The organism is Streptosporangiales bacterium (genome assembly GCA_009379955.1).
Taxonomy (GTDB): Bacteria; Actinomycetota; Actinomycetes; order Streptosporangiales; family WHST01; genus WHST01.
The window spans coordinates 1-19,665 of the sequence record WHST01000076.1; the positions used below are offsets into that span (position 1 = coordinate 1).

The 19,665-nt window shown below is 71.6% G+C and carries 19 protein-coding genes and 1 pseudogene; 8 read left to right on the plus strand and 12 right to left on the minus strand.

Annotated elements, in window-relative coordinates; translation table 11 throughout:
* Window positions 1-135: 135 nt before the first annotated feature.
* Together GEV10_20755 and GEV10_20760 are read right to left on the minus strand one after the other, a co-directional pair.
* Window positions 136-468, minus strand: coding sequence for a hypothetical protein (locus GEV10_20755; protein MQA80880.1), 333 nt, complete (start codon window positions 466-468; stop codon window positions 136-138).
* 327 nt (window positions 469-795) lie between these two features.
* On the minus strand, window positions 796-1,458 hold the full coding sequence (locus tag GEV10_20760) for a DUF1524 domain-containing protein (protein MQA80881.1): 663 nt from the start codon (window positions 1,456-1,458) through the stop codon (window positions 796-798).
* 197 nt (window positions 1,459-1,655) lie between these two features.
* On the opposite strand from GEV10_20760, the gene GEV10_20765 reads away from it, so the two are divergent.
* Window positions 1,656-2,291, plus strand: coding sequence for a LysE family translocator (locus tag GEV10_20765; GenBank protein ID MQA80882.1), 636 nt, complete (start codon window positions 1,656-1,658; stop codon window positions 2,289-2,291).
* 1 nt (window position 2,292) lies between these two features.
* On the opposite strand, the pseudogene GEV10_20770 reads toward GEV10_20765, so the two are convergent.
* Together GEV10_20770 and GEV10_20775 are read right to left on the minus strand one after the other, a co-directional pair.
* A pseudogene (locus GEV10_20770) lies at window positions 2,293-2,886 on the minus strand (L,D-transpeptidase family protein).
* 11 nt (window positions 2,887-2,897) lie between these two features.
* Window positions 2,898-3,113: a hypothetical protein gene (locus GEV10_20775; GenBank protein ID MQA80883.1), complete on the minus strand. Its 216-nt coding sequence runs from the start codon at window positions 3,111-3,113 to the stop codon at window positions 2,898-2,900.
* A 297-nt stretch (window positions 3,114-3,410) separates the two neighbouring features.
* Between GEV10_20775 and GEV10_20780 the strand changes: the two genes are divergently transcribed.
* Window positions 3,411-4,028, plus strand: a complete 618-nt coding sequence (locus GEV10_20780) for a GNAT family N-acetyltransferase (GenBank protein MQA80884.1) — start codon at window positions 3,411-3,413, stop codon at window positions 4,026-4,028.
* On the opposite strand, the gene GEV10_20785 is transcribed toward GEV10_20780, so the two are convergent.
* Window positions 4,009-4,173, minus strand: a complete 165-nt coding sequence (locus GEV10_20785) for a hypothetical protein (GenBank protein MQA80885.1) — start codon at window positions 4,171-4,173, stop codon at window positions 4,009-4,011. The two genes, GEV10_20780 and GEV10_20785, sit on opposite strands and share 20 nt — an antisense overlap.
* Before the next feature lie 56 nt (window positions 4,174-4,229).
* Here GEV10_20785 and GEV10_20790 point away from each other — a divergent pair, with 56 nt between their 5' ends.
* Window positions 4,230-5,021: an enoyl-CoA hydratase/isomerase family protein gene (locus GEV10_20790; GenBank protein ID MQA80886.1), complete on the plus strand. Its 792-nt coding sequence runs from the start codon at window positions 4,230-4,232 to the stop codon at window positions 5,019-5,021.
* A complete protein-coding gene (locus GEV10_20795) occupies window positions 4,931-6,568 on the plus strand; it encodes an AMP-binding protein (protein ID MQA80887.1) in 1,638 nt (545 codons plus the stop codon). The genes GEV10_20790 and GEV10_20795 overlap by 91 nt, the downstream gene beginning before the upstream one ends.
* 9 nt (window positions 6,569-6,577) lie before the next feature.
* On the opposite strand, the gene metF is transcribed toward GEV10_20795, so the two are convergent.
* The 5 genes from metF to GEV10_20820 form a co-directional block, all read right to left on the minus strand.
* Entirely contained in the window at window positions 6,578-7,498 is a 921-nt protein-coding gene (gene metF, locus GEV10_20800; GenBank protein ID MQA80888.1) for a methylenetetrahydrofolate reductase [NAD(P)H], read from the minus strand.
* A gap of 85 nt (window positions 7,499-7,583) precedes the next feature.
* Complete coding sequence (locus GEV10_20805; protein ID MQA80889.1) at window positions 7,584-9,926, minus strand: peptidase M6; 2,343 nt, start codon at window positions 9,924-9,926, stop codon at window positions 7,584-7,586.
* Between the two features lie 217 nt (window positions 9,927-10,143).
* The gene (locus tag GEV10_20810; protein MQA80890.1) at window positions 10,144-10,503 is read right to left on the minus strand and encodes a DNA-binding protein; all 360 of its coding nucleotides are present in this window, start codon (window positions 10,501-10,503) and stop codon (window positions 10,144-10,146) included.
* Complete coding sequence (locus tag GEV10_20815) at window positions 10,500-11,351, minus strand: ion transporter (protein MQA80891.1); 852 nt, start codon at window positions 11,349-11,351, stop codon at window positions 10,500-10,502. Before GEV10_20815 ends, GEV10_20810 begins: the two co-directional genes overlap by 4 nt.
* A 44-nt stretch (window positions 11,352-11,395) precedes the next feature.
* Complete coding sequence (locus GEV10_20820; GenBank protein ID MQA80892.1) at window positions 11,396-12,571, minus strand: NAD(P)/FAD-dependent oxidoreductase; 1,176 nt, start codon at window positions 12,569-12,571, stop codon at window positions 11,396-11,398.
* A gap of 186 nt (window positions 12,572-12,757) precedes the next feature.
* On the opposite strand from GEV10_20820, the gene pknB reads away from it, so the two are divergent.
* Genes pknB through GEV10_20835 form a run of 3 tightly spaced genes read left to right on the plus strand, consistent with a single transcriptional unit; the run spans window position 12,758 to window position 16,517 of the window.
* Window positions 12,758-14,680: a Stk1 family PASTA domain-containing Ser/Thr kinase gene (gene pknB / locus GEV10_20825; GenBank protein MQA80893.1), complete on the plus strand. Its 1,923-nt coding sequence runs from the start codon at window positions 12,758-12,760 to the stop codon at window positions 14,678-14,680.
* A 29-nt stretch (window positions 14,681-14,709) separates the two neighbouring features.
* On the plus strand, window positions 14,710-15,564 hold the full coding sequence (locus GEV10_20830) for a deoxyribonuclease IV (protein MQA80894.1): 855 nt from the start codon (window positions 14,710-14,712) through the stop codon (window positions 15,562-15,564).
* A gap of 59 nt (window positions 15,565-15,623) precedes the next feature.
* Window positions 15,624-16,517, plus strand: a complete 894-nt coding sequence (locus tag GEV10_20835; GenBank protein MQA80895.1) for an EamA family transporter — start codon at window positions 15,624-15,626, stop codon at window positions 16,515-16,517.
* A 1-nt stretch (window position 16,518) separates the two neighbouring features.
* On the opposite strand, the gene GEV10_20840 is transcribed toward GEV10_20835, so the two are convergent.
* The gene (locus tag GEV10_20840) at window positions 16,519-17,031 is read right to left on the minus strand and encodes a hypothetical protein (GenBank protein ID MQA80896.1); all 513 of its coding nucleotides are present in this window, start codon (window positions 17,029-17,031) and stop codon (window positions 16,519-16,521) included.
* 321 nt (window positions 17,032-17,352) lie between these two features.
* On the opposite strand from GEV10_20840, the gene aroF reads away from it, so the two are divergent.
* Window positions 17,353-18,393, plus strand: coding sequence for a 3-deoxy-7-phosphoheptulonate synthase (gene aroF, locus GEV10_20845; GenBank protein ID MQA80897.1), 1,041 nt, complete (start codon window positions 17,353-17,355; stop codon window positions 18,391-18,393).
* Between the two features lie 30 nt (window positions 18,394-18,423).
* On the opposite strand, the gene GEV10_20850 is transcribed toward aroF, so the two are convergent.
* Window positions 18,424-19,434 carry a low specificity L-threonine aldolase gene (locus tag GEV10_20850; GenBank protein ID MQA80898.1) on the minus strand — a complete coding sequence of 337 codons (1,011 nt, stop codon included), beginning with the start codon at window positions 19,432-19,434 and terminating at the stop codon, window positions 18,424-18,426.
* Between the last annotated feature and the right edge of the window lie 231 nt (window positions 19,435-19,665).

Consider the following 19,665-nt stretch of genomic DNA (forward strand, 5'->3'; position numbering starts at 1 on the left):
CCGCGTCCTGGCCCGCGCCTGGATCCGCGTCATCTGGCGCTGCTGGCTCGACGGCGTCTCCTACGACCCCGCCAAACACGGCGCCGCCACAGCCCTCACCGAACCGAACGCGGCCTGAGGTTGACACAGGGAGTGTCATGACGCACGCTCCCTGCCGGGTTCGGCGAGCGTGGTCACCGACCACGCGTCGGACCGACCGGCCGCGTGGTCGATGCACAGCTCGTACGCCGCGGGGGTGGCGTGCATGCCGGCGGCCGCCTGGACCTGCCAGAACTCGCGCTCACCCTCGCCCGGGGACGTGTCGCCGACGAGCAGGCCGCGCAGCGACGCGGACTGCCGCCAGGGCCCCGTCTCCCGCCAGTGCGCGAGCACGCCCTGCACCCGGAACACCCGGCCACGCCAGCAGAACGCCGTCGGGCTGCCCGCCCTGCTCTGGACGTCGACCGGGTCGGCGAATCCGCCGTGCATTGTCGTACCCCCTTGCGATGCTGGTGCTCTCCGGGACGCCGGACCGGGTAGGTGCTTCCCCACACCACACCCGGTACGGCCAGATCCCGCCCGAGATGGGGGTCGAGTTCCACCCCGGACGGGACCGTGCGCCCCTGCCGGCACGGGAATCGCAAGCCCCTTCCCCGTGCCGACTTGTCGAACGTATGTTCGAACGAGTTCCACGTTACCGCGCCACCCCCCTGAACGCAAGGGCCGACGCCCGGATGCCGGTGGACGCGACGCAGGCGGCCACCCGCGCCACCGGGCGACCGCCTGCGTGATCAGAGTCGGGTCGGGGAACGGCCGTCAGCAGCTGCCGAGCATGTCGGTCAGCGCCGCCTTCTCGGCGTCGGTGATCGTGAGCTCGTAGACGTACTTGACCTCGATCCAGTAGCGCGAGTAGATGCACCACTCACCGGTCTCCTGCGGCTTCCACTGCGACGGGTCCTGGTCGCTCTTCTCCTGGTTGCTGTTGTCGGAGACGGCGATGAGCTGCGGGTGGGTGAGGTCGTTGGCGAAGGCCTCGCGCTGCGACGTCGACCAGTTCGCGGCACCGGAGATCCAGGCGTTCTTCAGCGGCACCATGTGGTCGATGTCGATGTCCGAGGGCTCGCTGGTGGTCTCGCCGTCGTAGACGCTGTACCAGCTCCCCGACGTCGGGTAGCAGTCTGACCCGGTCGAGACGTCCGTCCCGTCGCGCTTCAGCACGACCTCGCGGGTGTTGCAGCTGTCACCCTGATCGGACCAGTGCGGGAAGAGGTCGCGGTCGTAGTCGTCGCCGGGCAGCGGCGCGGAGACGGTCAGCTCCCCCAGGTGGGCGAGCGAGGTCGGCGCGTCTGGAGGCGTCGGCGGGGCGGCCGACGCGCGGCCGGCCGAGGTCAGCACCACCAGGACCGCCACGGCGAACGCGGCGAGGATCCTGCGGAGCAGTTGCGGTGACGAGTGGGATGAACAGGCACGAGTGAGCATGATCGTTACCTCCGTGGGTGGCGGAGTGCAGGCACCTGGTCACCGAAGGTATCGAGGGACGCGAGACGACTCCAGGGTCCGCAGCCGAACGACGACGGAGCGTTGAGTGAACTCGCCGTGCCCTGGAGGCACCTCGAGCCGGCGAGGTGTCGCGAATCCGCTCGCAGCCGCCGAGGCACTCTCCTACGCTGGAGCGCGTGAGCTGGAGTGTGTACGCGACGTTCTGCGCGTTCGCGATCGTGGTCATCGTCGCACCGGGCCCCGACTTCGCGGTCGTGGTGAGGAATGCCGTCTCCGCCGGGCGGACGGGTGGGGCGTTCGCCGGACTCGGCGTGCTCAGCGCCTCGTTCGTGCAGGCGACGGCGGCGGCGTTCGGAGTCGGGGCGCTCATCGCCAGGTCGCAGCCGCTCTTCGAGGCACTGCGCTGGATCGGCGTGGCCTACCTGGGCTTCCTCGGGTTCCAGGCGTTGCGCGCAGCGCTTCGCCGCGATCGTGCGGCCGGCACGGGCCTCGGCCGCCAGGTGGCCGGGGCGAGGTCGTTCGCGTCGTGGCGCCAGGGCTTCCTGTCGAACATCACGAACCCGAAGGTGCTGGCGCTCTACCTGTCGGTGCTGCCGCAGTTCCTGCGCCCCGGCGACCCGAGCCCGCTCGCGGCCATGGCGTTGTCGTACACCTTCGTCCTGCTCAGCGTCGTCTGGCTCGCGCTCGTCGTCTGGTTCCTCGGCCGGGTGCGCCGCTGGCTCGCCCGTGCGCGCGTACGGCGTGCGATCGACGCCGTCACCGGGACGGTGCTCGTCGGGTTCGCCGTGCGGCTCGCCGCCGAGTCACGCTGAGTCAGCGACGGACGTAGACCCGCTCGTTGGGCTTGACCATGCCGGGGAAGTTCTCGGCCGTGTGCATCGGGATGCGGACACAGCCGTGTGAGGCCGGGTACTGCGGCACCGACGGCGCCCCGTGGACGGCGATGCCGCCGTTGAAGTAAACGGGGTTGTAGAGCAGCCCGAGCTTGGCGTGACGCCAGCCGTCGATCCTGCGGTACGCGCGGTAGTCGCCGGTCGGCGTCACGGCGACACCGCAGGACGTGCCGGTCTCGCCGGTGTCGTCGTCCTTCCACTCGTCGCAGTAGTGCTGACCGGTGCCGGTCGACACGTGCGAGATGAGCTCGACCTCGTCGTCCTCGTAGACGACGAGGATCTGCCTCTTCAGGCTGACCTCGACCCGGTCCTTCGGTCCCTTGGCGACGAGCACCTTCGGGTCCTTCGGGTCTTCGAGAGCGGCGCGGGTCTTCGACCCGACGGTCCCGTGCGCCTCGATGCCGTTGACCTCCTGGAACGCCCAGACGGCCATCTCCGTGTTGAGACCGAACGAACCGTCGACCTTGCCCGGGTCGTAGTTCAGGGACTTCAGCAAACGCTGCAGCGCCTTGACCCGGTCGTTCTTCAGGCCCGGCCTGAGCGTCTTGTCACCGATGTCCAGCGGATCCCTGGTCTCCGTCGGCGTCGGCGTACTGGAGGACGACGAGGACGGCGAGGACGAGCTCGACGCGCTCGGCGACCCGCTGCGCGACGCGGAGGACGAGGCAGATGAGGAGGACGAGGCGGTCGAGCTCGGCGCGGCGGTGCCGCTCGTTGCCGAGGCGGACGACGTGCCACCACTCTGCGGGGGCTGCGAAGTGGGTCCACAGGCGGTTGCCGCGAATGCCGTCGCGACGAGCAGCACTCCCGGGACCACGAGTCGCCGATCCATCAAGACCTCCGAGTCGATGCCGGTCCGTCGCGGACGAGGACGCTCGAGGCAGGAAGGAACGTTGGGCACAGGCGATCACGAGTGCGTAACGGAGAACCCCCGGGCGACAGACTTCGGCAGGATACCAGCGCCGACCGCCCGGCAGCCACGTCGACGCGACGGTGAGGCGCTCGACGGATCGTCGTCGGGACCGGCGCGGACGTGACATGATCGCGGCGCCAGGGCGGTCGGCGGGCGGACGGGCGGTGAACATGCGGCCGGAGCCGTACGCCGTCGACGCGTTCGCCCTCACCGGAGACCTGCTCGACGCGATCGTCGGGGTCTACGCCGGCGCCGCGAGCCCGCCGGCCATCGACGCCGACCGCAGGCGCGGCCTGTTCGTCAGGCACACGCTGGAGCCCGGCTGGCAGGCCGTCGCCGCCGGACGACCGCCCGTCGGGTTCGCCTACGGCTTCCACTGCGCGCCGGGGCAGTGGTGGCACGACACCCTGCGGCGCGGCATGCGTGCCGGGCTCGGGTTCCGCGCGAGCAGGTCGTGGCTGTCCGACGCCTTTTGCCTGGCCGAGCTGCACGTCCACCCGTCGGCGCAGCGGCAGGGCATCGGGCGCGCACTGGTCGAGCACCTGCTCGACGGTCGCCCCGAGCGCGCCGTGGTGCTGTCGACGCCCGACGCCGCGGAGGCGCGGAAGTTCTACGCGCGCCTGGGCTTCACCGAGCTGCTGACCGGGTTCGCCTTCCCCGGCACGCCCGCGCCGTACACCGTGCTCGGGCGCAGGACACCGGCGGACGCGACCGGGTGGTCACTCAGACGCCGAGGTAGGTGAGCACGGCGAGCACCCGCCGGTGCTGACCGTCGTCGACGGAGCCAAGGCCGAGCTTGGCGAAGACGTTGCCGACGTGCTTGTGCACCGAGCGCTCGGTGATGACGAGGCGCTCGGCGATCCTGGCGTTGGCGTGGCCCTCCGCCAGACCGCTCTCGTAGGGTTTCCGGAGAAGAGACGCCGGCTACCCGAGGAGGACGTCCCGTGACCGACGAGATCCTGGTGGGACGGGAGGGCGAGGTCGGCATCGTGACCCTCAACCGCCCGCACGCCCTCAACGCGTGGACGATGCGCATGCGCGACGAGCTCGGCGCGATCCTCGCGTCGCTCGGCGGCGACGACGGCGTCCGCGCGGTCGTCGTGACAGGTGTGGGCGACCGGGCGTTCTGCGCGGGACAGGATCTCGCCGAGACCGCCGCGTTCGGCCCCGGCGAGGTCGACGGGTGGCTGGAGACGTTCCGCACGCTGTACGAGACGGTGCTCGGCGTGCCCAAGCCCGTCGTCGCCGCGCTCGACGGCGTCGCCGCCGGGTCGGGCTACCAGTTCGCGCTGCTGTACGATGTGCGGGTCGGCTACCCGGGCCTGCGGATGGGACAGCCCGAGGTGAGCTCAGGCATCCCCAGCATCACCGGCATGTACCTCACCGAGCGCGCCGTCGGCTCGTCCAGGATGATCGAGCTGATGCTCTCCGGCCGGCTGATGGAGATCGACGAGCTGCGGCAGACGGGCATCGTGCACCACGTCGTCGCGCAGGACCAGGTGCTCGCCAAGGCCGTCGACGTCGCGAGGCAGTTGGCACGCCAGCCCTCGGTCGCCGTCGCGCTGACGAAGGAGGAGTACCGTCGCCGGATCCTGCCCGGCCTGCGCGACGCCTTCGAGTCCGCTCGCGACATCGACGAGCGCGCGTGGGCGTCTGGGCAGCCACAGCAGGTGATGCAGGACTTCTTCGAGTCCCGCCGCGCGGCGAAGGCGGCCGAAGGGACCGCCGGCGCGTGACACCGCTTCCCGCCCCCACGCTCGACGTCCTCACCGGACCCACCCTCCCCGACCTGCTGCGGGACGCCGCCACCGCACGTGCCGACGCGACGTACGCCGCCGCGGAGGGCACGACGCTCTCGTTCGCCGGGCTCGCCGACGCCGTCGGCGACGCGTGTCGCGGCCTCGCCGCGCTGGGCGTCCGCGCGGGTGACCGGGTGGCCGTCATGCTGCCCAACCACCTCGACCACGTCGCGCTCGTCCACGCGCTCGTGGCGATGCGGGCGGTCTGGGTGCCGGTGAACACCAGGCTGCGCGGCGAGCCCCTGGCGCACGTGCTCGCGGACAGCGACTCGGCGCTGCTGCTCGCCGACGAGCGCCACCGTGCCGAGGTCGAGTCGCTGCGACGTTCGGACCTGCCGCGCACCGTGTGGCACGAGACCGGCACGCCCGTGCCGTGGCGCCCGTACGTGTCGGGCGCCGGCGGCGGGGAGTCGCCCGCCGGTCCCGGCGGAGACGACGTCGTCAGCATCATGTACACCTCGGGCACTACCGGTCCCGCCAAGGGCGTCCAGGTGACCGACCGCATGCTGCGCGCGGCCGCACTGGGTGCCGCGGCGGTCAGCCTGCCGCGGGACGGCGACGTGTACTTCCTCTGGGAGCCGCTGTGTCACGTCGGCGGGGCGCAGGTGCTGTTCCTGCCGTTCGTGGCGCACGTGAGCCTCGCGATGGTCGAACGCTTCAGCGCGTCCGCGTTCTGGACCCAGGTGGCGGCGGCGGGTGCGACCCACGTCCACCACCTCGGCGGCATCGTGCCGATGCTGCTCGGCCGCGCGCCGTCGGACGCCGAGCGCGCGCACCGCGTCCGGGTGTCCTGGGGCGGCGGCATGACGGTCGACGCGTGGACCGCGGCCGAGCAGCGCTTCGACCTGCGCGTGCACGAGTGCTACGGCATGACCGAGGCGTCGAGCATCTCGACCGCCAACACCGCCGGCGTCGCCGACGGCATCGGTGCCGCGCTGCCGTGGTTCGACGTCGAGCTGCACGACGACGCCGGACGGCCGGTGCCCGACGGCGCGGTCGGCGAGATCGCGCTGCGCCCGCGCGTCGACGGGTTGCTGACCCCTGGCTACTTCCGCAACGACGAGGCCACCGCCGCGTCACGACGCGGACCGTGGTGGCGTACGGGCGACTCGGCGCGCATGGTCGACGGCGCGCTGCACTTCGTCGGCCGGCTGAGCGACTCGGTCAGGCACCGCGGCGAGAACGTCTCGGCCTGGGAGGTCGAGCGCGTCGTCAACACGCACCACGCCGTCGCGGAGAGCGCCGTGGTCGGCGTCCCCGCGGCCGAGGGCGAGGAGGACGTCAAGCTGTTCGTCACCCTCGCCCGGCCGGACGAGCCGTTCGACGCGGGCGCGCTGGTCGCGTGGTGCCGCGAACGGTTGGCGGTCTTCCAGGTGCCCAGGTACGTCGCCGTCATCGCGGAGTTCGCGAGGACGCCGAGCCTGCGCATCAAGAAGGCCGCACTCCCGAGGACGACCGACGACAGCTACGACGCCCGCGCCTGAACCGTCACGTCAGCTCGGCTTCGGGGTGAGGTCGAGGCGCTCGTAGATCTCGCGGGTCGCCGTCGACTTGTTCAGCGTGATGAAGTGCAGGCCGGGCACTCCTTCGGCCATCAGCCGGACGCACATGTCGGACGCGTACTCGACCCCGATGTGGCGGACGGCGTCGACGTCGTCCTCGACCTCGTGCAGCCGCGCCGCGAGGTCCTCGGGGAACACGGCGTTGGAGAGGATCGCGAACTTCTCGATCTGCGCGACGTTGGTCACCGGCATGATGCCCGGCACGATCGGCTTGTCGCAGCCGAGCGCCGCGACCATGTCACGCAACCGCAGGTAGTCCTCGACGTGGAAGAACATCTGCGTGATCGCGAAGTCGGCGCCCGCCTCGAACTTGCCGACGAGGAACCGCGCGTCGGTCTCGAGGTCGGGCGAGCGTGGGTGCTTCTCGGGGAACGCGGCGACGCCGACGGAGTAGTCGCCCGACGCGCGGACCAGCCGGACGAGGTCGGCCGAGTACGCGTAGCCCTCCGGGTGCTGCACCCACTCCCCCTGCGGGTTGCCCGGCGGGTCCCCGCGCAGGGCGAGCACGTTTCGTACGCCGGCGTCGGCGTACTGGCCGATGACCTGGCGCAGCTCGGCGACGGAGTGGTTCACGAGCGTGAGGTGCGCGAGCGGAGTCAGGGTGGTGTCGGTCGCGATGCGCTGCGTGACGCCCACGGTGCGGTCGCGGCTGCCGCCGCCCGCACCGTACGTGACGGAGACGAAGCTCGGCTGCAGCCGCTCGAGCTCGCGGATCGCGTGGAAGAGGTTCTGCTCGCCCTTGTCCGTTTTCGGTGGAAAGAACTCGAAGGAGTACGACGCTCCCCCTTCGGCGAACATGTCGCCGAGCTTCGCATGTCGGGTGGGCAGTGGAGTCGTCGTCTCGATAGCCATGGACCGATGGTATCGAGTCGCCTGGATCCCACCCGAGGGTTCGGCGGTCCCGGGCACTGCCCGGGACCGCCGATCCACGCGGTGATCAGCGGAGATTCAGCTGCTTCGAGGCCGGCAGCTTGCCGCCGCTCGTGTCACCCGCACCACCGGGCTGCAGCTCGCCGTTCAGGAACAGCCGGTAGTTCGCGTACTTGGTCACCGACTCCGACGAGTCGTCGACGCTCACGATCGCGCCGATCCGGTCGGCACCCTTGAACGTCTTGCGCATCTCCTTCTGGGACAGCGAGGCGGTGAAGCCGGGCCCCACCCTGACGTCGCGGTAGGCGACCTTCTTGCCGTCGAGCGACCAGCCGACGAGCTGGAGCTTCCACGCCTCGACCGGCGGCGGGTAGACCTGCGTCGCCGACTGCGCGCCGTCGAGGGTCGAGCCGTCGGTGACGACGGTGTCGCCCACCTTGACGTCCTTGACCCACCAGCCGGTCGGACCGGTGCCGCCGTTGCCGTTGGTGGCGGCGTCGGTCATGTACCGGAACGACAGGTGGATCGTCTGGCCGGCGTAGTCGGCCAGGTCGAACGTCTCGGTCGCGTACTCGGCGCGCGTGCCCGTGAAGCCGGGGAGCTGCTCGACGATGTTCGAGGCGGCGGCCGGGTCGTGCTCGGACGTGGTGTTGTCGTTGGCGAGCGAGGTGTACGTCTTACCGCCGTCGGTCGACACCTGGACGGCGCCGAAGTCCCACGCCTGCTCGATGTCGTACTTGGTCGAGAAGGTCAGCGTGGGCGAGTCCTCAGGCACGGCGACCTCGTAGACCGCGGCGCGGTCGACGTTGTCACCCTCGCCGCCCCACAGCGCGGACTCGGCCGAGTCGACCGTCCACTCCAGCGGGTCGGAAGCGTAGTTCTTCACGCCCGAGAACCACAGCTTGCCCACCGTGTTGCCGTTGAGCGGCCGCCCGTCCCTGGCCAGCACGTAGTCGGAGCCGTTCGTCGGCGCGCCGGGGCTGTCGTACGAGCCCGTCCACGCCCAGTCGATGCCCGAGTGCAGCTGGTCGGCGGAGAACCGGTTCTTCTGGTCCTTGGTGAGGCCCTTGGCGCCGTCGTCGAGGAAGCCGTCGAGCGTGGTGGCCGCCTGCCAGTCGTGCACCACGTCCATCGCCGTCAGGCCGGGCGCGTTGTCGTCGAGGTAGCCCTGCAGCGACGCGAGCCCGTTGGCCGCGTTCCTGTGCAGGTACGTGATCGCCTTGTCGCCGAACTGGTTCTGCACGTAGGTGAGGAACGAGTACGCCGCGCCGTAGTCGGACAGGGTCGACGGACTGCCCTGGTCCTCCCATCTGGTGAGCGAGTTCTCCGCCCCGCAGTACGGGAACGCGGTCGTGCCGTACCAGCCCTCGAAGCACGCGACGTGGCTGTCGGCGCCCTTCGCCGGCCAGCGCAGGGTCGTGTCGGCGTAGCCCACGATCGTCTGCGCGTAGTCGGACAGGCCCTCGTTGAGCCAGGTCGTCTCACCGGGGTCGGTGTAGTACTCCAGCAGGTGCTGGTACTCGTGCGCGAACGTGCCCTCGTAGAGGTGCGGGCGCGCCACCTGGTTGGGGCTGCACAGGCCGCCGTCACCCTCGTCCGGCGGGTTCGCGCCGGTGCGGTGCTTCCAGTCGTACGAGTCGATCGTCATGACGTTGCGGTCGAAGCCCTCGTTGAACAGCGAGGTGAAGAAGCCCGCGATGTACGTGGCGCCGTCCGGCGACGTGGGGTCGTAGAAGTTGGCGTCGCGGACGTTGCTCACGAGCACGACGGTCTTGTTCCCGTCGCCCTTGAAGTAGTCGGGGTCGCCGTTGCCGAGGATCTCCCACAGCGGGGCGCCGAAGCCCACGTCGGTCTGCTGGGTGCCGTCACGCGCCGGCGCGACCGAGAACTCCTTCGACTCCTTCGGCAGGATGTTGCCGTCGAACTCGCCGACCAGGGAGTCGACCTGCTCGTCGGTGATGACGTTGCGGATGCCGTCGTTGCGGCAGTCGTCGGCCGGGTAGTTGAGGTCCTTCTGCACCCAGACCTCGATGTTGTCGCCCACGCCACGCAGCACGTACGGCGCCGCGAAGTAGCCCTGGGTGTCGTCGAGGCCGAGCCAGTTCTTCTCGCCGCCGATCGGCGTGCCCGTGCCGTCGTCGGCCGCGGCGCTCTTCGCCGTACGGTTGGCCTTCGAGACCTTCTCGGCCTGGTCGGTGAACCTCTCCCGCTGCGACTTGGAGAGGTCGACCGACTGCTGCTTCTGGATCCGCTCGTCGACGCTGCGCGTATCGGAGGGGACCTGCTTCGTCGCTCTCGGTGCCGCGGCGACGCTCGGGACACCGATGGCGGTGACCGCCAGTGCGAGTGCTCCTGCGAGCGCTGCGGCGCCAGCGCGCCGCAGACCACGGAAGGCGCTGCCCTCGGACATGCCTACCTCATTCAGCTTCGCGGCACCGCTCCAGTCGCGATGCGCAGGACGGGCGCCGCGGCCGACGGTGTTACGCGAACGTTATGAATCGGACAGGGGCACCGGGCGTACTGAATCACCGGGATCGCCGCCGCGACAGGGTTTCTGCGCGACAGCGACGGGCTGTCACCGTGCACGCGCGGTCGGCAGCGGTCCGTAGGCGACGGGCCGCGGCAGGTCAGAAGCCCAGCGTCTGGGCGAGCCGCTTGACCTCGCGGCCGCGTCCCTCGGCCATCACGGCGAGCGGTGACCCGCCGAGGCTCTCCTCGGTGCGGAGCATCCAGGCGACGCTCTGCTCCTCGTCGTAGCCCGCGTCGTGCAGCAGCGTGACGAGGCCGGTAAGGCCCTTGACCAGGTGGCCGTCGGCCACGAACGCGGCGGGGACGACCTGCACGCCGTCGCGGCGCACCGTCACCAGCCGTCCCTCGTGGAGCAACTGGCGCACCTTGCGGGTGTCCTCGCCGATCCGCTCGGCGAGGTCCGGGAGGGGCAGCCAGTCGACGGCGTCCGGGTCTGGGGCGACGGCCTCTGAGGTCACGGACCCAGTCTGCCCGGCGTCCCGTCCGTGTCGGTCCCCGGGCCCGCGGACGCGGACGGCACTCGATCCTGGAGCACCGCCACCATGGTGCGGAGCTCGCGCAGCTCGGTCATGACCGCCTCGTGCTGCTTCTTCTCCAGCCGCTGGTCCTCCTGCCAGCGGTTGCGGTTGACCTCGATCTCCATGGCGCTCACGATCACGCCGATCAGCAGGTTGAGCAGGATGAACGCGGTGATGACGATGTAGCCGACGAAGAAGACCCAGGCGGCCGCGCGCTCCTGCACGATCGGCTCGGCGATGGCGGGCCAGTTCTCGAGCGTCATGATCTCGAACATCGTGAACAGCGACCTGTCGAGGCTGCCGAAGTACTCGGGCGCGACCGACCGGAAGAGCTGCACGCCGAGGATCGCTCCGCTGTACAGCGCGACCATCAGCATCACGATGATCGACCCGATGCCGGGGACGGCGGACAGCAGCGCGGCGATCACCCGCCGCAGGCTGGGGATGACCGAGACGATGCGGGCGAGCCGCAGCACGCGGAGCACGCGCATCACCGAGAAGAAGCTCGTCATCGGAAGCAAGGCGAGGCACACGATGATCAGGTCGAACCAGTTCCACGGGTCGCGGAAGAACGTCCTGCCGCCGGCGTAGAGCCGAAGCACCATCTCCAGGCCGAACGCGACCAGCACCGCGATCTCGACGACGCGCAGCGCGATGCCGTACCGGTCGGAGAGCACGGGCGACGTCGACAGGCCGAGGCTCACGGCGTTGACGAAGATGACCCCGAGCACGAGGCGCTGGAACCTGCCGGACTCGACCACCTCACGGGCGTAGGCACGTGAGATCACGGCACTCCTCGGACGGTCGACCGCTCGGCTGGGACGACGGGAGCCTACCGATCCGCGACGGCCAGCTTGATCGGCACCGCGGGATCGGCGAGCCGAGCGGCGTCGACGGGCTGCCCGCGTTCGGCGACGCGCCGGCCCTGGACGGCGTCCCTCGGCCGGTCGACGGCGAACACCGCCCGCAGCCGGTCGTCGCGCAGCCAGCACGCCGCCCACGCCGCGTCGGTGGCCGGGTCACCCCGCCAGACCAGCGAGTCTCCCTGCGTGTGGCGACCCGCGTACTGCGTGTAGCGGCCGAACTGCTCCGACCAGACGTAGGGGACGGGGTCGTAGACGTCGTCGCCGCCGAGCAGGGTGGACGCGACGACGGCAGGTGCCCGGAGCGCGGTGTCCCAGTGCTCGACGCGCAGCCGCTCGCCGTACCGCGCCGACCACCATGCGGCGACGTCGCCGACCGCGCAGACTCCCGGTCGCGCGGCGAGCCGCTCGTCGACGACCACGCCGTCGCCGAGGGTCAGACCGGAGCCGTCGAGCCAGGCGGTCACCGGGCGCACGCCGACGGCGACGAGTACCTCGTCCGCCGCGAGGAACGACCCGTCCGCGAGCTCGAGTCCCCCGACCACCACGGACCGGACGGACGTGTCCGTCAGCAGCTCCACACCGGCGCCGGCCCACCAGGGCGTGGTCGGCACGGCGACCTCGGCCGGCAGCGCGGTGGCGAGCGGATGCGCCGCGGCCTCGACCACCGTGACGCGGCAGCCCGCGGCGGCGGCCGCGGTCGCGACCTCCGCGCCGATCCACCCCGCGCCGACGATCGCGACCGAGGCGCCGGGGCGCAGCGCCTTGCGCAGGGCTCGCGCGTCCTCGACGGTGCGCAGCGTCCGCTGCGGTCCGTCGCCCGGCAGCCGGACCGGCGCCGCGCCCGTGGCGATCACGGCCGCGTCGCAGGGCACCGGGCCGGCCGCGGTGTCGACGGCGCCGTCGCGCAGGCCCGTCGCCGCGGTCTCCCACCGGCAGTCGACGCCGAGGCCGGCCCAGTCCGCCGGCAGCGTGGGGTCGTCGACCCGTCCGTCGAGCAGCTGCTTGGACAGCGGCGGGCGGTCGTACGGCGGATGCGGCTCCGCGCCGAGCAGGGTGAGGCGGCCCTCGTACCCCCGCGTGCGCAGTGCCATGACGGTGTTCAGCCCGGCGAGACCGGCCCCGGCGACGACGCAGTGCTCCACACCGCGAGCCTAGGGGGCCCGCACCACCACCGGGGACCCCAGCCGGGGCCAGCACCACCGCTGGGGACCCCAACCGGGGCCAGCACCACCGCTGGGGACCCCAACCGGGGCCAGCACCACCGCTGGGGACCCCGACGGGGCTGGGGTCCCGGACTTTCGCCGTCGCGGTCCCTAGAATCGGGCACTGTGAGCACGACCGTGTCCGATCCCCTGGTAGGGCGGCTCCTCGACCGCCGCTACCAGGTCGAGGCACAGCTCGCCAGCGGCGGCATGGCGACCGTCTACACCGCCCACGACACCCGCCTCGACCGCACCGTCGCCCTCAAGGTCATGCACCGCAACCTCGCCGAGGACGACACGTTCGTCAGCAGGTTCATCCGCGAGGCCCAGTCGGCCGCGCGGCTGTCGCACCCGAACGTCGTCGCCGTCTACGACCAGGGCGACGACGACGGCACGGTGTTCCTCGCGATGGAGCACGTCGCCGGACGCACACTGCGCGACGTCCTGCGCGAACGCGGGCGGCTGCGTCCGCGCGAGGCGCTCGAGGTGCTCGAACGCGTGCTGTCCGCGCTGGCCGCGGCGCACCGCGCCGGCCTGGTCCACCGCGACGTCAAGCCGGAGAACGTGCTCATCTCCGACGAGGGCCGGGTCAAGGTCGCCGACTTCGGCCTCGCCCGCGCGGTCACGGCGAGCTCGCACACCAGGACGACCGGCCTCATCATCGGCACCGTCGCGTACCTCTCGCCCGAGCAGGTCGAGCGGGGCGTCGCCGACGCGAGGTCCGACGTGTACGCCGCCGGCATCCTGCTCTACGAGATGCTCGTCGGCGACGTGCCCTTCCGCGCAGACACGCCGATCGCGGTGGCGTACAAGCACGTGCACGAGGACGTCCCGCCGCCGTCGGCCACGGTGAACGTGTCGCCGGTGCTCGACGAGCTCGTCGGCTACGCCACCGACCGGGTGCCCGACAACCGGCCCGACGACGCGGGTGCGCTGCTCGCCGACGTCGCGGAGGTCCGGCGCGGGCTGCCGGACGACCCGGCGGGCGACGCCTCCGCCGGTCCTCGGCTCGCTCCCGCCGACTCCGAGCCGACCGAGGTCTTCGCCTCACGGAGGCGCGAGGCGAAGAACCACACCCTCGTCTTCCCCGGGCACCCGTCCTCGCCGTACGCCGCGACGGGCGGCTCGGGCGACGAAGCGGCGCCGGAGCCGGTCGATCCCGGCGCCAGGAAGGTGCGACGTGGCCGCGGCCTCGTCGCGCTCGTCCTCGTCCTCGCGCTCGCCGTCACCGCGGGCGCGCTCGGCTGGTGGTTCGGTGCGGGCCGGTGGACCGAGACACCGCAGCTCGCCCGCGTGTCCGCGTCCGCCGCAGCCGACAAGGCCCGCGCGGCGGGCTTCGAGACCGAGCGGAAGCTCGCTTACCACGAGACCGTCCCCAAGGGCTCGGTCGCGTCCACCGACCCCACCGCCGGCGAACGCATCGTGCGCGGCGGCACCATCACGCTGTTCGTGTCCCGCGGGCCCGAACGTCACGCCGTACCCAAGCTCGCCGGCGGGAGCGAGACCGACGCCCGCAAGGCGCTCGCGGCCGCCAAGCTGGCCGTCGGCGAGGTCACCCGCCGCTACCACAAGAAGGTCGCCGAGGACGACGTCATCACCACCGACCCCAAGAGCGGCAAGCTGCTCAGGCGCGGCACCAAGGTCGACCTCGTGGTGAGCCGGGGCCTCCCGCCGGTGTCGGTGCCCAAGGTCACCGGGTCCACCCGGAGTGCGGCCGAGCGGGAGCTCGGGGCCAGGGGACTGAAGAGCTCGGCCACCGAGGTCTCCCACAAGACCGTGCCCGCGGGCACCGTCGTACGGCAGTCGCCCGGCGCCGGCGACAAGGTGGCGAAGGGCACGACCGTCCGCCTCGTCGTCTCCAAGGGGCCGCCGATCGTGGCGGTCCCCGACGTGCGCGACAGACCCGTCAAGCAGGCGAAGAAGACCCTCGAGAGCGCGGGGTTCGAGGTCCGGATCAACCACATCCCCGGCGGCGGCAACAAGGTGCTCACCCAGAATCCGCGCAACGAGGCGCCCTACGGCTCCACGATCACGTTGTACGTCTTCTGAGGAACGTCCGCTGACGAAACGGAGCCCGGTTGCGGAAGGTGTCGCCCGTCGGCGCGCACGTGCCGGCGGCGAGGGGCCTGGCCAGGGGCGGCCTGCCGTACGCCGAGCGGGTCGGGGCCGAGACCGTCCAGGTGTTCCTGTCCAACCCGCGGGGCTGGGCTCCGTCAGCCGGCGACCCGGCGCAGGACGCCGCGTTCCGCGAGCACACCGGGAGCCGTGGCATCCCGGTGTTCGTGCACGCGCCGTACCTCGTCAACGTCGGATCCCCCAGCCCCGACACCCGCGACCTCTCGGTGGCGACCATCGCGCGTACCCTGCGCCGCGCCCACGCCATCGGCGCCCGCGGCGTCGTCGTGCACACGGGCTCGGCGGTCGTCCCCGCGCTCCGGGAGAAGGCGCTCGTCCAGGTGCGCGCGGGCCTGCTGCCGCTGCTCGACGAGATCCCCGACGACGGACCCGACCTGCTGCTCGAGCCGACGGCCGGCGGCGGCGCGCCGCTGTGCTCGCGGGTCGAGGACCTCGACGAGTACCTCGCCGCCCTCGGCGGGCACCCGCGGGTCGGCGTCTGCCTCGACACCTGCCACGCGTTCGCCGCCGGCCACGACCTCACCGCCGAGCGCGGCACCCGCCGGATGCTCACCGCCCTCGTCCGTGCGGCGGGCAAGGGGCGGCTGCGGCTCGTCCACGCCAACGACTCCAAGGACACCGCGGGCTCGTTGCGCGACCGGCACGACAACGTCGGCGCCGGCTCGATCGGGCCCGCGCCCTTCGCCGACCTCCTCGCGCACCCTGCCGTCCGCGGGGTCCCTGTGATCGTCGAGACCCCCGGCGGCGCCGACGGCCACGGGCGTGACATCGCACTGCTGAAGAGCCTGCGGCCGTGAGCGTGTCACCGGCAGAGGACACCTCCCCCAGGATCAGCCTCGCGACCGCCATCGTGGCGATGCTCCTCGTCACGCTCGTCTGGGGCGCGACGTTCGTCATCGTCAAGGACGCCGTCGCACGCATGCCGGTGATGGACTTCCTCGCCTGGCGCTTCCTCGCCGCCGCGCTGGTGATGGTCGCCGTCCACCCCACCCGGCTGCGCCGCCTCGACGGCCCCGCGGTCGGTCACGGCGTCGTGCTCGGCCTCGCCATCGGCGGCGGCTACGTCGCCCAGACGTTCGGCCTCGCGATCGGCACGCGGGCGAGCGTCTCCGGCTTCCTCACCGGCATGGCGGTGGTCTTCACGCCGCTGTTCGCCGGGGTGCTGCTGCGCAGGCGGATCGGCGCGCTCGCCTGGCTCGCGGTGGCCGTCGCCACCGCCGGGCTCGCCCTCACGTCGTTGCGCGGCGTCTCGTTCGGGCTCGGCGAGCTGCTGACCCTCGGCTGCGCCGCCTGCTTCGCCCTGCACATCCTCGGCCTGTCGGTGTGGTCACGCCGGTACGACTCGTACGCCCTCGCCGTCGTGCAGATCGGTACGGTCGGCGTCGTCTGCCTCGCGGTCGCCGCCGGGCAGGGTCTCGCCGCCACCACCCCGCACGCGCACCCGCAGGTCTGGATGGCGCTGGCGGTGACCGCCGTCCTGGCGACCGCTGTGGGCTTCCTCGTCCAGACGTGGGCGCAGCGGCACGTCTCGGCGACACGGATCGCCGTGGTGATGACGATGGAGCCGGTCTTCGCCGCGCTCGCCGCACTGCTCTACGGCGAACGGCTCGGCTGGGCGTCCGCCGTGGGCGGCGCGATGGTGCTGGCCGCCATGTACCTCGTCGAGCTGGACCCCCGGCGTGGCCCGGAGACCGAGATCGCCGTCCACGACCTGTCGGAGCCGCCGAGCGGTGAGCCGCGGGAGCCGTGACTCAGTAGCCGTAACCGCCGCCGCCGGTGTCGGACGGGGAGCTCGAGGGTGCCGGCCCCTCCATGGTCATCGCATGCCACGTGAACGACGTGCCGCCGAACTCGTCGGTGACGTTGTCGCCCGCCAGCTCACCCGCACCGGAGTCCTCGGTGAACGTGTAGAGCGGGTATCCCCGGTACGTGACCTGGGTGTCGCCGTTGTCCGGGCGCTGCACGGTCGACAGGGACGACGTCAACCCGTCGTCGCTCGACAGCGTGGTGCCCTCGGACACGGTGAGCGGCTCCCAGAGCGCGAGGCAGCTGTCCGTGCACGCGATCTTCCTGCTCGCCTCCTGCTCGGCCACGTACAAGGTCATCCCCTTGCTGTCGACGAGGACCTGCTCGATCCCGGAGACGTCCTTGGCGGAGACGACGTCGTCGGGCGAACCGACCTGGCCGCCCGAGCCGCACGCGGCGAGCACCCCGAGAGCTGTCGCGATCCCGATTCTGCGGAGAAGGCCATGTCGCACGTTCATCGCATCGTCCTGCCGGCCGAGTGTGGTTGCCTTATCCCCCACTACGAGCACGGGATCCTCCGGGTTCAACGGGGCAGGCCGCACCTCGGGACCGAGACCATCTCGAAACGTGGACCCGACGTCTCGCGGCGGCCCTCATCGGCTAGTGTTCGTCACGTGACTCGCTGGTTCTTTCCGTATGGCGTCGGCTCCGAGATCCGCGGAGCGGCACGCCGGGTCGGTCACGCGCCGGCATAACCGGCAGCACCGCACACGCAAGCCTCGGAGCCCGCAAGGGTCCGGGGCTTTTCTCATGAACGCCTGGACGGATGGAGGATCGAGATGGTCGTGGTGATGGACGCGACCGCGAGCGACGAGGACGTCGCGGGAGTCGCGGAGGTCGTACGTGCGGCAGGCGGAGAGGCGTTCGTGAGCCGAGGTGTCGCCAGGACGATCGTCGGACTCGTCGGCGACGTCGACCTGTTCGACCGGCTCGACCTGCGCACCCTGCCCGGCGTCGTCGAGGTCGTCAGGATCAGCGCCGCGTACAAGCTCGTCAGCCGCGAGCACCACAAACAACGCTCGACGATCAGCGTCGGTGGCGTGCCGATCGGTCCGGGCATGTTCACGCTGATCGCCGGGCCGTGCGCGGTCGAGGACGCGCGGCAGACGTTCGAGGCCGCGGAGATGGCGAAGGCCGCGGGTGCCGCACTGCTGCGCGGCGGCGCGTTCAAGCCCCGCACATCGCCGTACGCCTTCCAGGGACTCGGCGAGCAGGGGCTGGAGATCCTCGCGTCGGTACGCGAGTCGATCGGGCTGCCGATCGTCACCGAGGTGGTCGACGCCCACGACGTGCCGCTCGTCGCGAAGTACGCCGACATGCTGCAGGTGGGCACCCGCAACATGCAGAACTTCGCGCTCCTGCAGGCCGTCGGCGCGTCGGGCAGGCCGGTCATGCTCAAGCGCGGGCTCAACGCGACGATCGAGGAATGGCTGATGGCCGCCGAGTACGTCGCGCAGCGCGGCAACCTCGACATCGTGCTGTGCGAGCGCGGCATCCGCACGTTCGAGAAGGCGACGAGGTTCACCCTCGACGTCAGCGCGGTGCCGCTGGCGCAGCAGCTGTCGCACCTGCCGGTCATCGTCGACCCGTCGCACGCGTCCGGCCTGCGCGAGCTCGTGGTGCCGCTGACAAGGGCCGGCATCGCGGTGGGCGCCGACGCCATCATGGTCGACGTGCATCCCCATCCGGAGGACGCGCGCGTCGACGGCTCGCAGGCGCTCGTCGACACCGACCTGCGTGAGCTGGCCACCGCCGTCCGCACCCTGCCGCCGATCGTCGGTCGCGAGCTGACGAGGCCCCCGGAGCCGGCCGGCGCCTAGTGTCCTGGCACCTCGCGACGTGACCACCGCTCAGGCCGCGCGGATCGCCGCCAGGGCCTTGCCGGCGCGCTCGATGCCGTCGTCGTCGACGTCGAGGTGGGTCACCAGACGCAGTCGCCCGGCACCGGCACCGCCGGCGAGCACCCCGGCCTCGGCGAGCCGGGCGACCGCCGCGTCAGGGTCGGGGACCTCGACCACCACGATGTTCGTGTCGACGCCTGCCGGGTCGACGCCGGCGAGCTCCGCGAGCCGGCGGGCCCTGCGGTGGTCGTCGGCCATCCGCTCGACGTGGTGGTCGAGCGCGTACAGTCCGGCGGCCGCGAGAATGCCGACCTGCCGCATGTTGCCGCCGAGCCGGTGCCGCAGCAGCCGCGCCTCCTCGTGCTGCTCCTCGGTCGAGACGACGACGACCGATCCGACCGGTGCGCCGAGGCCCTTCGACAGGCACACCGACAACGTGTCGAAGAGCGCGCCATAGGTCTCGAGCGGCGTGCCCGTCGCGACGTGGGCGTTCCAGATCCGCGCTCCGTCACCGTGCAGGAGTACGTCGCGCTGCCTCGTCATCGCGGAGAACGCCCGCACCGTGTCGAGGGGGTACACGGCGCCGCCGCCGCGGTTGTGCGTCTGCTCGAGCGCGATCGCCCTCGTCGTCACCAGGTGCCACTGGCGCGGCCTGATCTGCGGCTCCACCGCCACCGGGTCGAGCAGACCACGGTCGCTCACCAGGGTGCGGAACTGGATCCCGCCCTGCTGCGCCGCGCCGCCTCCCTCGTACGTCACGATGTGGGCGTCAGCGTCGCAGATGATCTCCGAGCCCGGCGGGCACACCACCCGCAGCGCGATCTGGTTGCCCATCGTGCCGCTGGGTACGAACAGCGCCGCATGCTTGCCGAACATCGCCGCGACCCGCTCTTCGAGCGCACGCACCGTGGGGTCCTCGCCCCACACGTCGTCGCCGACCTCCGCCGTGGCCATCGCGGCGCGCATGGCCTCCCCCGGCCTCGTCACGGTGTCGCTGCGCAGGTCAACGGGTTCTGGCACGGCGTTCTCCTCGGTCACAGAGAGTTTCCGCCCGGGTGTCGCCACTGCGCGATCCGGACATGGTTGTTCAATCGTAGTAAGAGGGAGAAGATGCCCACGTGACCAGCGGCAACATGCCACGACCCAGGCGACTGGCAGGACGGCTGCGGTCACGTTGCTTGCGAGTACCCAGGGTGGCTCCGCTACGGTGGCCCGCACGCATGATCACCGACGAACCACGACAACAACACA

What these genes read in the sequence shown, in the direction of transcription:
- GEV10_20805 (MQA80889.1), bottom strand. Translation starts at nt 9,926, where the DNA reads ATGTCCGAGGGCAGCGCCTTCCGTGGTCTGCGGCGCGCTGGCGCCGCA.
- GEV10_20835 (MQA80895.1), top strand. Translation starts at nt 15,624, where the DNA reads ATGCTCCTCGTCACGCTCGTCTGGGGCGCGACGTTCGTCATCGTCAAG.
- GEV10_20755 (MQA80880.1), bottom strand. Translation starts at nt 468, where the DNA reads ATGCACGGCGGATTCGCCGACCCGGTCGACGTCCAGAGCAGGGCGGGC.
- GEV10_20780 (MQA80884.1), top strand. Translation starts at nt 3,411, where the DNA reads ATGATCGCGGCGCCAGGGCGGTCGGCGGGCGGACGGGCGGTGAACATG.
- GEV10_20760 (MQA80881.1), bottom strand. Translation starts at nt 1,458, where the DNA reads ATGCTCACTCGTGCCTGTTCATCCCACTCGTCACCGCAACTGCTCCGC.
- GEV10_20840 (MQA80896.1), bottom strand. Translation starts at nt 17,031, where the DNA reads ATGAACGTGCGACATGGCCTTCTCCGCAGAATCGGGATCGCGACAGCT.
- metF (MQA80888.1), bottom strand. Translation starts at nt 7,498, where the DNA reads ATGGCTATCGAGACGACGACTCCACTGCCCACCCGACATGCGAAGCTC.
- aroF (MQA80897.1), top strand. Translation starts at nt 17,353, where the DNA reads ATGGTCGTGGTGATGGACGCGACCGCGAGCGACGAGGACGTCGCGGGA.